This window comes from Deinococcus carri (assembly GCF_039545055.1).
Classification (GTDB): Bacteria; Deinococcota; Deinococci; order Deinococcales; family Deinococcaceae; genus Deinococcus; species Deinococcus carri.
Genome location: NZ_BAABRP010000001.1, coordinates 348,137 through 360,316, shown reverse-complemented (window position 1 = coordinate 360,316; position 12,180 = coordinate 348,137). Strand labels below are relative to the sequence as shown.

General features: G+C 69.8%; 16 protein-coding genes. 5 read left to right on the top strand and 11 right to left on the bottom strand.

Going from position 1 to position 12,180, the window contains the following annotated elements:
• Positions 1-12: 12 nt before the first annotated feature.
• From ABEA67_RS01845 to ABEA67_RS01825, 5 genes are read right to left on the bottom strand one after another with little or no spacing between them, the layout of a single operon-like run.
• Positions 13-732, bottom strand: a complete 720-nt coding sequence (locus ABEA67_RS01845; RefSeq protein WP_345460005.1) for a Crp/Fnr family transcriptional regulator — start codon at positions 730-732, stop codon at positions 13-15.
• A gap of 49 nt (positions 733-781) precedes the next feature.
• Positions 782-1,060: a cupin domain-containing protein gene (locus ABEA67_RS01840; protein ID WP_345460002.1), complete on the bottom strand. Its 279-nt coding sequence runs from the start codon at positions 1,058-1,060 to the stop codon at positions 782-784.
• Entirely contained in the window at positions 1,057-1,470 is a 414-nt protein-coding gene (locus ABEA67_RS01835; RefSeq protein WP_345459998.1) for a group III truncated hemoglobin, read from the bottom strand. The genes ABEA67_RS01840 and ABEA67_RS01835 overlap by 4 nt, the downstream gene beginning before the upstream one ends.
• Positions 1,467-1,874 (bottom strand): hypothetical protein, encoded by a 408-nt coding sequence (locus ABEA67_RS01830; protein WP_345459995.1) that lies wholly within the window; start codon positions 1,872-1,874, stop codon positions 1,467-1,469. Before ABEA67_RS01830 ends, ABEA67_RS01835 begins: the two co-directional genes overlap by 4 nt.
• Positions 1,871-2,107 carry a ferredoxin gene (locus tag ABEA67_RS01825; RefSeq protein ID WP_345459993.1) on the bottom strand — a complete coding sequence of 79 codons (237 nt, stop codon included), beginning with the start codon at positions 2,105-2,107 and terminating at the stop codon, positions 1,871-1,873. The genes ABEA67_RS01830 and ABEA67_RS01825 overlap by 4 nt, the downstream gene beginning before the upstream one ends.
• Before the next feature lie 105 nt (positions 2,108-2,212).
• Between ABEA67_RS01825 and ABEA67_RS01820 the strand changes: the two genes are divergently transcribed.
• The 3 genes from ABEA67_RS01820 (at position 2,213) to ABEA67_RS01810 (ending at position 4,066) form a co-directional block, all read left to right on the top strand.
• Complete coding sequence (locus ABEA67_RS01820) at positions 2,213-2,914, top strand: 5'-methylthioadenosine/adenosylhomocysteine nucleosidase (protein WP_345459990.1); 702 nt, start codon at positions 2,213-2,215, stop codon at positions 2,912-2,914.
• On the top strand, positions 2,911-3,297 hold the full coding sequence (locus ABEA67_RS01815; protein ID WP_345459987.1) for a CidA/LrgA family protein: 387 nt from the start codon (positions 2,911-2,913) through the stop codon (positions 3,295-3,297). The genes ABEA67_RS01820 and ABEA67_RS01815 overlap by 4 nt, the downstream gene beginning before the upstream one ends.
• Positions 3,298-3,409: 112 nt before the next feature.
• A complete protein-coding gene (locus ABEA67_RS01810; protein ID WP_345459984.1) occupies positions 3,410-4,066 on the top strand; it encodes an LrgB family protein in 657 nt (218 codons plus the stop codon).
• 63 nt (positions 4,067-4,129) lie between these two features.
• On the opposite strand, the gene ABEA67_RS01805 is transcribed toward ABEA67_RS01810, so the two are convergent.
• Both ABEA67_RS01805 and ABEA67_RS01800 read right to left on the bottom strand, forming a co-directional pair.
• On the bottom strand, positions 4,130-4,840 hold the full coding sequence (locus ABEA67_RS01805; RefSeq protein WP_345459982.1) for a peptidylprolyl isomerase: 711 nt from the start codon (positions 4,838-4,840) through the stop codon (positions 4,130-4,132).
• A gap of 179 nt (positions 4,841-5,019) precedes the next feature.
• A complete protein-coding gene (locus ABEA67_RS01800; protein ID WP_345459979.1) occupies positions 5,020-5,490 on the bottom strand; it encodes an Lrp/AsnC family transcriptional regulator in 471 nt (156 codons plus the stop codon).
• Between the two features lie 163 nt (positions 5,491-5,653).
• Between ABEA67_RS01800 and ald the strand changes: the two genes are divergently transcribed.
• Positions 5,654-6,769, top strand: coding sequence for an alanine dehydrogenase (ald, locus tag ABEA67_RS01795; RefSeq protein ID WP_345459976.1), 1,116 nt, complete (start codon positions 5,654-5,656; stop codon positions 6,767-6,769).
• 205 nt (positions 6,770-6,974) lie between these two features.
• Here the strand turns inward: ald and ABEA67_RS01790 are convergent, their stop codons facing one another.
• Positions 6,975-7,868, bottom strand: a complete 894-nt coding sequence (locus ABEA67_RS01790) for an alpha/beta fold hydrolase (protein WP_345459973.1) — start codon at positions 7,866-7,868, stop codon at positions 6,975-6,977.
• 200 nt (positions 7,869-8,068) lie between these two features.
• On the opposite strand from ABEA67_RS01790, the gene ABEA67_RS01785 reads away from it, so the two are divergent.
• On the top strand, positions 8,069-9,892 hold the full coding sequence (locus tag ABEA67_RS01785) for an ABC transporter ATP-binding protein (RefSeq protein ID WP_345459970.1): 1,824 nt from the start codon (positions 8,069-8,071) through the stop codon (positions 9,890-9,892).
• A gap of 54 nt (positions 9,893-9,946) precedes the next feature.
• Here the strand turns inward: ABEA67_RS01785 and ABEA67_RS01780 are convergent, their stop codons facing one another.
• The 3 genes from ABEA67_RS01780 to murA all read right to left on the bottom strand — a co-directional run bounded on the left by ABEA67_RS01780 (position 9,947) and on the right by murA (position 12,104).
• The gene (locus tag ABEA67_RS01780; RefSeq protein WP_345459967.1) at positions 9,947-10,228 is read right to left on the bottom strand and encodes a Uma2 family endonuclease; all 282 of its coding nucleotides are present in this window, start codon (positions 10,226-10,228) and stop codon (positions 9,947-9,949) included.
• A 74-nt stretch (positions 10,229-10,302) separates the two neighbouring features.
• On the bottom strand, positions 10,303-10,755 hold the full coding sequence (locus ABEA67_RS01775) for a Uma2 family endonuclease (RefSeq protein WP_345459964.1): 453 nt from the start codon (positions 10,753-10,755) through the stop codon (positions 10,303-10,305).
• Between the two features lie 65 nt (positions 10,756-10,820).
• Positions 10,821-12,104 carry a UDP-N-acetylglucosamine 1-carboxyvinyltransferase gene (gene murA / locus ABEA67_RS01770; protein WP_345459961.1) on the bottom strand — a complete coding sequence of 428 codons (1,284 nt, stop codon included), beginning with the start codon at positions 12,102-12,104 and terminating at the stop codon, positions 10,821-10,823.
• Positions 12,105-12,180 lie beyond the last annotated feature (76 nt).

The window sequence follows — 12,180 nt, the reverse complement described above, 5'->3', positions numbered from 1 at the left end:
GGGGCGGGCAGCTCAGGTCCCGGAGGGTGGGCGAGAGCGTTCCCCCGCCCTCCCCTCCTCCCGGTGCCCCCGCGCCAGCCGCGCGAGTTCGGCCGGGTCGGTGACGCGCACGGTGCGGCGCTCCAGGTGAATCAGGTTCAGGCGGTAGAACTCGCCCAGTTTGCGGCTGACGAGTTCGGGCACGGTGCCCAGCAGGGCCGCGAGTTCGCTGTTGGTGGGCAGCGCGTGCGGCTGCCGGGCATGGTCCAGCAGGTAGGCGGCCAGCCGTTCCCCGAGTTCGCTGAAGACCAGCCCCTCCACGCGAGTGAGCAGTTCGGCCTGACGCCGCGCGAAGTAGGCGATGACGGCCTGCGCCAGGGCGGGCGTGCCGAAGACCCGCTCGCGCACCGCCCCGGCAGGCAGGCCCAGTACCTCGGTGGGCGTTTGCAGTACGACCGCACTCGCAGGGGCCACTGCCCGGCTCTGGAAGGCCGCCACACCCGCCACCAGTTGCCGGGGGCCTTCGACATGCAGCGTGAGTTCGCGCGTGCCGCCGCGCGCCAGGCGGTACACCCGCACGCTGCCCGAACTCACCAGATACAGGGTGTCCAGCGCCTCCCCCTCGCGGAACAGGTGTTCGCCGCGCGTGAGGGAACGGAAGGCCGCCAGCGCCGCCAGGGGACGCAGGTCAGCGGCCCGTGCCCCCTGAAAGACCGGGGCGTGGGCCAGCAGAGTCTCGGCACGGTCGGTCACGTTCCCTGATGCTGCCACGCCGGAGGCCTGGCCGGAGAGAACCCCTCCCCTACGCGCCACCGAGCAGCGTGACCAGCACCCGCGTTCCTGGCGCGGTGGCCGCCAGCGCGAGGGGCTGCCCGCCCTCGTGGATGATGACCTCGGCGGCCGAGAGCGCGCGGGTTCCCACGTCGGTGGTGACGTACAGCGCACCGCTCAGGACGGCCATCACGACCTGGTTCTGCGGGTGCTGGTGGCGGGGCAGGCCCTCTCCGGCGTCCAGGTGAAAGAGGAGGCTGCTACCCCCCGCGGTCGCCGCGAGCACCTGCGGAGGCGGGGTGCGCTTCACGGATTCTCCCCGGCGGCGTGCCGCTCCAGGGTGACGCGCATCCGCCGGGCAAGGGTCAGCAGCGCCTCGGCCCCCGGCGGGTCGAGGTGTTCGCGCAGCGTCTCCTCCCAGAGCAGCAGCCAGCGGTCGAAGTGTGCGGGGTCGATACCCAGGCCGGCGTGCGCGGGTCCCGGCTGTCCGCGGTAGGCGCTCGGCCCGCCCGTCACCGCCCGCCAGAAGCCTTCCAGCCGGGCGATGTGCAGCGGCCAGCCTCCCCGCGGAAACGGCCCGATCTTGCGGGTAAAGACGGGGCCGAGCAGCTCGTCGCGCGTTGCCTTCTCGTAAAAGGCCCACAGCACGCGCCGCAGCGCCTCGTTGCCCAGGCGGGCGAACAGCGCGTCCGGGTGGGTAAGGGGAAGAGGCTGCGTCATGCGTCCACCGCCACGGAAAGCACGCACAGCAGCGCGCTGGCGGCGAGCGTGACGTGGGTCAGCCAGGCGGGAGGCCGCACCCGCGCGCCCCGCCGCATGTGCATGGACACCAGCCCCCCGATCAGGAGCAGCACCGCGAGTTCTGTCCCCAGCGCCAGGCTGAAGCCCCGCAGTCCCCCAAGCGCCAGCACGGTAAGCAGCAGCAGCAGCGACAGCGGCCCATTCACCCGCGCGTAATACCGGCCTACCGTGCGGCGGTGTGCGCTGCGGGTGGCCTCGTTGGGGAAGAGTTCCGCGAAGGCCGGGCTGAGCACGGAGGTCGTGAACAGGTACATGCCCACCCACACACCGACAAGCAGCACGTTCAGGCCAGACAGGACCGGGAGGAGCGCAGGCGGCGTCATAGCCCGAAAAACGCCCTGTTCTTGAGGATAAATCCGCTTTCGCCTTCGGGCACGTCCTCCTCGGGGAAGATGGCGCTGACCGGGCAGGCGGGCACGCAGGCCCCGCAGTCGATGCACTCGTCGGGGTGAATCACGAACTGGTCGCCGCCGTCGTAGATGCACTCCACGGGGCAGACCTCGGTGCAGGCCTGGTCCTTGACACCGATGCAGGAGCTGGTGATGACATGAGGCATGAAGGTAGCTTGCGCCGCCCGGTTGGAAAGGACCATGACCTGAGTCAAGGGGGAGGGCAGAAGGCTGATGGCCGATCGCTGAGAGCTTCCCCTACACTGACCCCCATGCTGGCGATCATGGGCGCGATGGACGAGGAAATCGAGTTGTTGCTCGCGGACCTGGGGGACCGCGAGACGATGGAGCACCCCGGCGTGACCCTCTACCGGGGTGTGCTGGACGGCGTGCCGGTGCTGCTTACGCGGGGCGGCATCGGCAAGGTGAACGCGGCGCTGACCGCCACGCACCTGCTGATGGCGGGCGCGACCCGCGTGATTTTTACCGGGGTGGCGGGCGGCGTTCACCCGGAGCTGCGTGTGGGCGACATCGTGGTGAGCACCGACCTCGTGCAGCACGACGTGGACGTGACCGCGCTGGGCTACGCGCTGGGCACCATTCCCAGCGAGGCCCCCGCCTGGCCCGCCGACGAACACCTGCGGGCCGCCGCGCTGGACGCGGCCGCTGAGGTGGAGGGCGTGCGCGTGCTGGAGGGCCGGGTGGCGAGCGGCGACCAGTTCATCGCCTCCAGGGAGGGCGTGCAGCGCCTCTGGACGCAATTCGGCGCGGCCTGCGCGGAGATGGAGGGCGCGGCGGTCGCCCAGGTGTGCGCGAAGGCGGGCGTGCCCTTCGTGGTGATTCGCTCGGTCAGCGACACCGCCGATCACGACGCGAACGTGGACTACCGGACCTTCATGCCGCTGGTGGCCCGCCACGCCAAGCAGGTCGTGCGCGGAATGCTCGCCCGCCTGGGTGCCCCCGCGCGGGCATGAGCGGCGCTGCCCCCGCCTCCCTGACCCGCGCCCTGCCCGCCCCGGTGCGGTTCGTGCTGGGCCTGGGGATACTGACGGGCTTCGCGGCGCTGGGTACGGCGCTGGTGGGTGCCCTGCGCCTCCCGCTGCCGGGATCGGTGGTCGGGATGGGCCTGCTGTGGGCAGCGCTGTCGCTCGGCGTGGTGCGCCTGCACTGGCTTGAGGCCGCGGCCGACGGCCTGCTCGCCACGCTAGGCCTGCTGTTCGTGCCCGCCACCGCCGGGGTCATCGAGTACCTCTCGGCGGGCGCGGCCTGGGCGCTGTGGCTGCTGGTCATGCTGGCCGGGCTGCTGCTGGGGGCGGGGGTGGCCGGGGTGCTGGCGGCGCGGCTGGTGAGGAAGTGAGGGGGGACGCGGTGCGCGGTAGGCGGGACGCGGCCAGAGGCCAAACGTCATTGGCCTTCCGCCTTCTGCCTCTGGCCTTCTGCCCCCGATTCCCCGCCTCCGCGGGCCGCCCGTGACCTGGGTTGCCCTCACCCTCCTCGCCTTTGCGCTGGGGGTGCTGGCCCAGGCGCGGGTGCGGCATCCGCTGATGAACCCGACGCTGGTGGCGACGGTCCTGGTGGCCGGGACGCTGCTGCTGACGCGCACGTCGTATGACGGGTACGCGGCCCAGGTGCGGCCCATCTCGTTCCTGCTGGGTCCGGCGGTGGTGGCGCTGGCCGTGCCGCTGTACCGGCTGCGGGCGCTGCTGGCGCGCGAGTGGCGGGCGCTGGTGCTGGGCGGGGCGGCGGGGACGCTGGTGGGGGCCGGGGCGGACATCCTGCTGCCGCGCCTGCTGGCCCTGGCTCCCGAGGCGCAACGGTCACTCATGACCGCCTCCGTGACCAGCCCGGTCGCGCTGCAACTCGCCCCGGTGACCGGGGCACCCCCGGCCCTGGCCGCCACGCTCGCGGTGCTGTCGGGCCTGCTGGGGGCGCTGGTGCTGCCGCCAGTGCTGACCCGGCTGGGCGTGCGGCATCCCCTCGCGCGCGGCATCGCGCTGGGCAGCGTCGCCCACGGCATCGGCACCGCCCGCGCCCGCGAGGAAGGCGACCTCACCGGGGCCGCCAGCAGCATTGGCATGGGCCTGGCCGCGCTGCTGGTGACGCTGCTGGTGGCGGTGTTGGGGTGAAGAAAGCGGTCAGCTCTCAGCCGTCAGCGGTCAGCCAGGAATCTTTTGCTGACCGCTGACGGCTTACTGCCCCACCAGAATCTGCACGCTCTGAAGCACGTCCGGCTCGGCCCCGCTGATGGGTGTCTCGCCACTCGGGCTGCTGGTCGCGGTGCGCGTGAGCTTTTGCAGCACGTCCTGTCCGGCGACCACCCGGCCGAACACGGTGTAGTTGCCGCTCAGAAAGTCGGCGGGGGCCAGCGTGAGAAAAAACTGGCTCCCCTGCGAGTAGGGACTCTGTGAGCGGGCCATCGCCAGCACCCCGGCGCTGCCAAAGTTCAGCGCGGGGTCGAGTTCCAGAAAGAAGCCGTAGCCCGGCCCGCCCGTGCCCCAGTTCGCCTTCTGGGCGGGGTCGGCGCTGAGCGGGTCGCCCCCCTGGGCCATGAAGCCGTCGATGACGCGGTGAAAGCGCGTGCCGTCGTAGAAGTGGTTCAGCGCCAGGAACACGAAGCTGTTCACGGCCTTCGGGGCCTGCTGGGGGTACAGCTCCACCGTCACGTCACCCTTCCCCGTCCTGAAGACCGCCCGGTACGTTTTGGCCGGGTCGATCACCCAGGCCGGGGCCTTAAAACTGCGGACGGGCGCGGTGCCCAGAAACGGCACCGGTGCGAAGGTGGGCGCGGGCGAGGCCGCCGGGGCCGGAGACGCTGGGGCGGACGGCACAGGGGACGGTGCGGGCGTCTGGGCAAGGGCAGCGGACGCGAGCAGCAGGGCAGACACGGCCAGGGAACGCATAGGCCACAGCCTACCGCGCACGGGTCGCCTTCGGCCTTCGGCCCCATACGGATTCCGTCCAATTCCTGAACAGTCGGGAGGGCACCGCCTGTTCATCCATCTCCCGAAATCCGCCCTTGTTCCTTCTCCCTCTGGTCGGATTTCCGGGTGTTTTCAACACCCTTCAATCGGAATCCGCCTCACTCCAGCGCCAGGCTCGTCGTGTATTTCTCCTGCTTGACCACAATCGTGCTGGCGGTGTTGCGCACGCCGGGAATGGCCGCCAGCACGTCCACCAGGAAGTTCTGGTAGGCGTCCAGGTCGGGCACGCAGACTTTCAGCAGGTAATCGGTGTCACCCAGGCAGAGGTAGCACTCCAGCACCTCGGGGCGGCCCCGCATCTGCTCGGCAAAGGTCTCGAAGCCCTGCTTGGTCTGCTTGTCCAGCGTCACGCGCACCAGCACCATCAGGTCGCGGCCCACCCGTTTGGGGTCCAGCAGCGCCACGTAGCGGTTGATGATGCCTTCTTCCTCCAGCCGCCGCACCCGGCGCAGGGTGGGGGCGGGCGTGAGGCCGATCTCGTCGGCCAGCTCGGTGTTGGCGATGCGGGCATCCCGCTGGAGGATACTCAGGATACGGCGGTCGGTGGCGTCCAGTTCGGGTTGTGACATGAACGCCCACAGACTAGCAGGAAGCGCGCAATGCCGTTGCGCCCATAGGCTTCCAGCAAGCCGGCTGGGCAATCCTGAAGAGAAAGACTCCTGCTAGCATTGCGCCACATCCACAGAAACAGGCCCGGTGAGACAGCGTCCACCCGGCCCGCAGAGGTATGGCATGAAGATTGGACTTCCGAAGGAAATCAAGGTCAAGGAAAACCGCGTCGCCCTCACGCCCGGCGGGGTCGCCACCCTGGTGCGCCGGGGCCACAGCGTCACGGTAGAGCGCGGTGCGGGGGTCGGCAGCGGCATTCAGGACGGCGAGTACGAGGCCGCCGGGGCGGTCCTGGGCAGCGCCGCCGACGCCTGGGCCGCCGAGATGGTGGTGAAGGTCAAGGAACCCATCGCCGCCGAGTACGGCTACCTGCGCGACGACCTGCTGCTGTTCACGTACCTGCACCTGGCCGCCGACCGCCCCCTCACCGACGCGCTGCTCTCGGCCGGCACCACCGCCGTCGCCTACGAGACGGTGCAGCTCGAAGACGGCAGCCTCCCCCTGCTGACCCCCATGTCGGAGGTCGCGGGCCGCCTCAGCGTGCAGGCGGGGGCCTACCACCTCCAGAAGCCGGTCGGCGGCCGCGGCGTGCTGCTGGGCGGCGTGCCCGGCGTGCAGGCGGGGCATGTGGTTATCGTGGGCGGCGGCGTGGTCGGCACCAACGCGGCCAAGATGGCGATGGGCCTGGGGGCCAAGGTGACGGTGCTGGACGTGTCGCACCGCCGACTGACCTACCTGGACGACGTGTTCTTCGGCCGGCTCACCACCATGATGAGCAGCGAGGCCAACATCCGCGCCCTGCTGCCCGAGGCGGACCTGCTGGTGGGCGCGGTGCTGATTCCGGGGGCCAAGGCCCCGCACCTCGTCACGCGCGACATGCTCCCGCTGATGCAGGAAGGCAGCGTCATCGTGGACGTGGCGGTGGACCAGGGCGGCTGCGTGGAAACCATCCACGCCACCACCCACGACGACCCCACCTACATCGTGGACGGCGTGATTCACTACGGCGTGGCGAACATGCCGGGCGCGGTGCCCCGCACCAGCACCTTTGCCCTCACGAACGCCACCTTCCCCTACGCGCTGCTGCTGGCCGATCAGGGCCTCGGCGCGCTGAACCGCAACCCGGCGCTGCGGCTGGGCCTGAACACCTTCGGCGGCAAGCTGACCTACCAGGGCGTGGCAGACGCCTTTGAGTTGAACGCTGTGGAGCCGGAAGCGGCGCTGGCCGCCCTGGCGTAACGCGGACAGCAAAGGGGGCAGACAACAAAAAGGGGCAGGCGGGAGAGAAACCCGCCTGCCTCTTCACTGTTCCGGCCGTTTAGGGCGGCGCTCCGTTGCGTTGCCGCATGTCTCAGGCGTCCACTCCACTGCGCGCCGCCCTTATTGCGTTACTCGCTTCGCTCGGAAAGGTTGTCAAAAGGCGGCAACCTTTCTGCGCCCCGCCCTAGCGGACGGTCCTGGCCCAGTCGATGATGGCGCGGTTGGCCGCCGCGGCCTTCTCGAAGATGGCCGCGTGGGCCGCGCCGGGAATGATGACCAGCTTCGACCCCGCGATGTTCTGCTGCATCTTCATGCTGAACTCGGGCGGGTAGACCGTGTCTTCCAGACCCTCGATAATCAGCGTGGGCACGGTAATGGTCTTCAGGGTGGGAATGGAGTCGGGCCGGGTCGCCAGCACGTTCGCGCCCGCCACGTCCGCCGCGACCGACGCCTGCTTCACGATGTCCGTCAGGACCTTCACGTCGCCCATGCGGTGCGCGCGTGTCTCGCCGGTCAGCATGTCCTTGAGCAGTTCGGGCGCGAGCGACTGCGGGCCGAACATCTGCGCCTTCTGGGCCATGCCCTTCCAGAGGTTCTGCTCCACCACGCTGGCCGGGTTGGCGATGGTGTCGATCAGAATCATGCCCATGAAGCGCTGGGGGGCCGTGCGGTACATCTCGAACACGATGGGACCGCCCATGCTCATGCCGCCGATGATGGCCTTTTGCACGCCCAGACGGTCGAGCACGGTCAGCGCATCGTTGGCGTAGGTTTGCAGGCTGCCGGGGTCGCTGGCCGGAGCGGTGCTCTTGCCGTAGCCGCGGTGGTCGACGGTGATGACGCGGTAGCCCGCCGCCGCGAGGGCCGCGCGGTTGCGTGCGAACAGCTCACCGCTGAGGGGGTAGCCGTGCAGCAGCAGCATCGGCGTCCCGCTGCCCTGCGAGACGTAGTGGATGCGCGCGCCGTTCACGTCGAGGAAGCCTTCCTGCATCCCGGCCATGCCGGTCGTGCCGCCCGCGAGGGCCGTGCCCAGCAGGGCGGCGGTCAGGGAGGTCAGAAGGGTGGTGCGGTGTTTCATCAGAGAACCTGCTTTCCCGGAAAGGGGTGGGAGAGGACGGGTCATAGAAGTACCGGCGGCCAGCGCATCTGCCGACTCGTTCGATATTCAACGTACTGATTCAGCTTAGAGGCCCCCCCTCCCAGGAAAACACGCCCGCGATTCATGAGAGCTTGAGAAGACGGGCCATCTCCCCCACCCCCCCGGCGTACCCTGACCTCATGCTGTCCCGCCCCGCTCGCCCCGCCCCGGCTGACCGCGACCCCCGGGCACCGCGCCCCCGGCGTGACCCCCGGCAGCTCGCGCGGCTGCTGGCCTTTGCGCGGCCCTTCCGGGGCCTCTTTGTGCTGGGGCTGCTCGCCACGCTGATTTCCAGCGGGCTGAACCTGGTCTTTCCGCTGCTGTTCGGGCGGCTGATCGACGCCTCCTTCCTGAAGGTGGGCAGCACGGACACGGGGCCGCTCGACCGCACGGTGCTGCTGCTGCTGGGCATCTTTGCCCTCAGTGCCCTGTTCGGGGCCGCGCAGTCGTATCTGCTCGCGCGGGTGGGGGCGGGCGTGGTGGCCGACCTGCGCCGCGCCCTGTTCGCGCACCTGCTGACGCTCTCGCCGCGCTTCTTTGCCGACCACAAGACGGGCGACCTGACCAGCCGGCTCACGGCGGACGTGGGCACCGTGCAGACCGTGACGAGTACCGCGCTGGCGCAGCTTGCCGCCCAGAGCGTGAGCCTGGTGGGGGCGGTCACGCTGCTGGTGCTGACCAGCCCCCGCCTGAGCCTGCTGACACTCGCGGTGATTCCGCTGGTGATCGGCACGGCCATCTTCATCGGGCGGCGCATTCGCCGGGTCAGCCGCGAGGTGCAGGACCGCGTGGCGGAGGCCAACGCCAGCGCCGAGGAGGCCCTGGGCGGCGTGCGGGTGGTGCAGAGCTTCACCGCCGAGGGGGTGGAGGAAGCGCGGTACGGGCGCGGCGTCCTCGCCAGCTTCCTGGCCGCCCTGAAACGTGCCCGCCTCCAGGCCCTGATGGGCGGCACCATGAGCTTCCTGACCTTCGGTGCCCTGGCGCTGGTGCTGTGGTCCGGCGGGCGGCAGGTGATGGCGGGCGACCTCACGCCGGGCAACCTGGTCACGTTTCTGATCTATGCGCTTCAGGTCGGCGGCACCGTCGCGGCCCTGAGCGGCATCTTCAGCCAGTTTCAGGAGGCGCTGGGCGCGTCGGGCCGCATCTTCGAGCTGCTCGACGAACGCAGCGACCTCCCCGCACCTGCCTCTCCCCTCCCCCTGGGGCGCGCCGAGGGCCGCGTCACCTTCGAGCAGGTGAGCTTTCAGTACGGCGACGTTCCCACGCTGCGGGACGTGAGTTTCGACGTTCCCGCCGGGCAGGTCGTCGCGCTGGTGGGACCGAGCGGGGCGGGCAAGACCACCCTGGTGAACCTGATTCCACGCTTCTGGGACGTGACCGGCGGGGCCGTGCGCGTGGACGGCCAGGACGTGCGCGCCTATGCCCTGGCCGACCTGCGCGCGCAGGTGGGGCTGGTGCCGCAGGAAACGCTGCTGTTTTCCGGCACCGTCGAGGAGAACATCCGCTACGGCAGGCCCGGCGCGACCCCGGGGGAGGTGGAGGCCGCCGCCCGCGCCGCCAACGCCCACGCCTTTATCACGGCCTTCCCGGAGGGATACGCCACCGTGGTCGGGGAGCGCGGCGTGAAGCTCTCGGGGGGGCAGCGCCAGCGCATCGCCATCGCCCGCGCGCTGCTCAAGGACCCCCGCATCCTGATTCTCGACGAGGCCACCAGCGCCCTGGACAACGAGTCCGAGGCCCTGGTGCAGGCCGCCCTCGACACGCTGATGCAGGGCCGCACCACCTTCGTGATCGCCCACCGCCTCAGCACGGTACGCAACGCGAACCGCATCCTGGTGATGGACGCCGGAGAGATCGTGCAGGACGGCACCCACGCCGAGCTGATGGCGGCGGGCGGCCTGTACCGCGACCTCTACGAACTCCAGTTCCGCCAGGAGCAGCAGGCGCGGGCCGAACTGGTTTAAGGACCGGCCACCAGCGAAGAACAGGAGGCCAACACCGCCCGCGCGGACGAGGCGTCAGGCGTCGAGAACGCCGGCGTACACCTCATCCAGCGTCAGCAAAGTGTTCAGGCAGGGAATGGAGATGGTTCCCTCGCCCGCCAGTTCCACCTCCTCCCAGCCGTCCGCCGTTCTCTGAACGATCCGCACGAAACGTCGCGTGGCGTCCACAAGCAGATAGGTCTGGAGGCTGGGGAGGCTGGTGTAGGCCCAGAGCTTATCGTTGCGGTCGGTGTCCCCGGTGCTGGGGCTGATACCAAATTGCGTTGATTCGCAAGAATCAACCGAGCGGACTGGCACAGCTCCGCAGGAGAGCGAGCAGCAAAAAGTACCGGCTGGCGGCGATGGACGACGAGCGGGTCAGCCTACGTCTCTCATGGCAAGAAAGGCGAGGGGCCGCCCCTGAGCCTGTGGCCGCCTAGAACATCCGGCGCTTTCCCGGATGTTCTGGAATCAGAGCCAGTCGGTATGAGGACCTCGGTCAGCAGGCAGGGTTCAAGGGAAAAGGTGATCTCGCGCGGCATCGGTTCGCAGGTCACGACCACATCGGGGTAGGAGTAGACCCGCTTTCCCGTCGGCTTGGTCGCGTTCACACGCATGTCTGAGGTGTAGACGCGGCAGCCCGCCTGCCGTGCCCTGGGGAGCAAAGCTGCCCCGATCCCGTGCCCACTGCTGGCCCCCGCCTGTGCCAGCGTCGGCCCGTGTAGGGGGTAAACGTACCCGTCCACGAACTCCCGCTTAACCGGGCTATGCGGCTCGGTGCGGAGGTACTCCTCCTCCGTCATCTCCTCGGCGTGTTCCCAAAAATCAGGCGTGGGGCCACGCATGGCCGTATGGTACGCCCTCAAAAAACCCGCCTCCAGTGAGAAGGCGGGCCGGGTTCTCTCCTGCTTCAGTCCATCGCCGTTGCCAGGGCGGGCGCGGGCTGGGAGGCGTTGGCCCCGATGGAGCGCAGCCGCTCGGCCAGGCGCTCGTAGCCCCGGTTGAGGTACTGCACGCCGTCGATGATGGTTTCGCCCTCGGTGGTCAGCGCCGCGACAAAGAGGGCCGCGCCGGCGCGCAGGTCGGCAGCCTTGACGGGCGCGGCGTGGAGGGGGCCGCCCTGGATGACCTGGGTGTAGCCGCTGACGGTGATGTTCGCGCCCATGCGGTGCAGCTCGGCCACGTGCGTCAGGCGGTCGGGGTACACCGGGTCCTGCACCACGCTGGTGCCGGGAATGGTGGCGAGTAGGGCGCTCATCTGGGGCTGCACGTCGGTGGGAAAGCCGGGGAAGCTCTGGGTGGTGATGTTCACGGGCTTCAGGTCCCGGTCCCGCGCGTCCACGATCAGGCGGTCTTCCGTTTCCAGAATGTCTACGCCCATCTCCATCAGCTTGGCGCTCACGGCCCGCAGGTGGTCGGGGCGCACGTTGGTCAGCACCAGGCGGCTGCGGGTGGCCGCCGCCGCGATCATGAAGGTCCCCGCCTCGATGCGGTCGGGAATGACGGTGTACTCGCCGCCGTGCAGCGCCTGCACCCCGCGGATGGTCAGGGTGTTGGTCCCGGACCCCTGGATATCCGCGCCCAGCGCATTCAGGAAGCCGATCAGGTCCACCACGTCGGTGTCAATGCTGGCGTTTTCCAGCGTGACCACACCGTCGCCCAGCACCGCGGCCAGGATGGCGTTTTGTGTGCCGCCCACGGTCAGCAGCTCGAAGACGAAGGTGCCGCCCAGGCTGCCCTCCCGCCGCGCGTCGAAGTTGCCGCCCTCCTCCTCCACGTGGACCCCCACGGCGCGGAAGGCCTTGACGTGCTGATCGACGGGGCGGTAGCCGAAGGCGCAGCCGCCCGGCATGCTCACGGTAGCCCGGCCCGCGCGGGCAATCAGCGCGCCCATCATGATGAAGCTGGCGCGCATCTTGCTAACCAGGGCATAGGGCGCGTCGGTGTTGAGGATCTCGGGCGTGTGCAGCGTGAGGCTGTTGGGGCCGACCCAGGCGTGGCGCGTGCCGATGTGGTGCGCCAGATCGAGGATGGTGTACACGTCCGACAGGCGCGGGACGCCGTGCAGGGTGACGGGTTCGCTGCTCAGGAGGCTCGCCACGATGATCGGCAGCGCCGCGTTCTTGCTGGGCTGAACGGCGATCTCGCCGGAGAGTTCCCGGCCTCCCTGGATGTGCAGCGGCGTCAGTTGCATGGTGGTCCTTTCGGGCGCGCGACAGGGCGCGGAGGGGGTAGGTGCAGAGGGGTCAAGGTATCCGGGCACACCCGGC

Bases quoted from the DNA above. Each gene is read 5' to 3' on its own strand.
- ABEA67_RS01790 (WP_345459973.1), bottom strand. From the start codon at position 7,868: ATGAAACACCGCACCACCCTTCTGACCTCCCTGACCGCCGCCCTGCTG.
- ABEA67_RS01775 (WP_345459964.1), bottom strand. From the start codon at position 10,755: ATGCGTGGCCCCACGCCTGATTTTTGGGAACACGCCGAGGAGATGACG.
- ABEA67_RS01835 (WP_345459998.1), bottom strand. From the start codon at position 1,470: ATGACGCAGCCTCTTCCCCTTACCCACCCGGACGCGCTGTTCGCCCGC.
- ABEA67_RS01830 (WP_345459995.1), bottom strand. From the start codon at position 1,874: ATGACGCCGCCTGCGCTCCTCCCGGTCCTGTCTGGCCTGAACGTGCTG.
- murA (WP_345459961.1), bottom strand. From the start codon at position 12,104: ATGCAACTGACGCCGCTGCACATCCAGGGAGGCCGGGAACTCTCCGGC.
- ABEA67_RS01825 (WP_345459993.1), bottom strand. From the start codon at position 2,107: ATGCCTCATGTCATCACCAGCTCCTGCATCGGTGTCAAGGACCAGGCC.
- ald (WP_345459976.1), top strand. From the start codon at position 5,654: ATGAAGATTGGACTTCCGAAGGAAATCAAGGTCAAGGAAAACCGCGTC.
- ABEA67_RS01785 (WP_345459970.1), top strand. From the start codon at position 8,069: ATGCTGTCCCGCCCCGCTCGCCCCGCCCCGGCTGACCGCGACCCCCGG.
- ABEA67_RS01820 (WP_345459990.1), top strand. From the start codon at position 2,213: ATGCTGGCGATCATGGGCGCGATGGACGAGGAAATCGAGTTGTTGCTC.
- ABEA67_RS01805 (WP_345459982.1), bottom strand. From the start codon at position 4,840: ATGCGTTCCCTGGCCGTGTCTGCCCTGCTGCTCGCGTCCGCTGCCCTT.
- ABEA67_RS01800 (WP_345459979.1), bottom strand. From the start codon at position 5,490: ATGTCACAACCCGAACTGGACGCCACCGACCGCCGTATCCTGAGTATC.
- ABEA67_RS01815 (WP_345459987.1), top strand. From the start codon at position 2,911: ATGAGCGGCGCTGCCCCCGCCTCCCTGACCCGCGCCCTGCCCGCCCCG.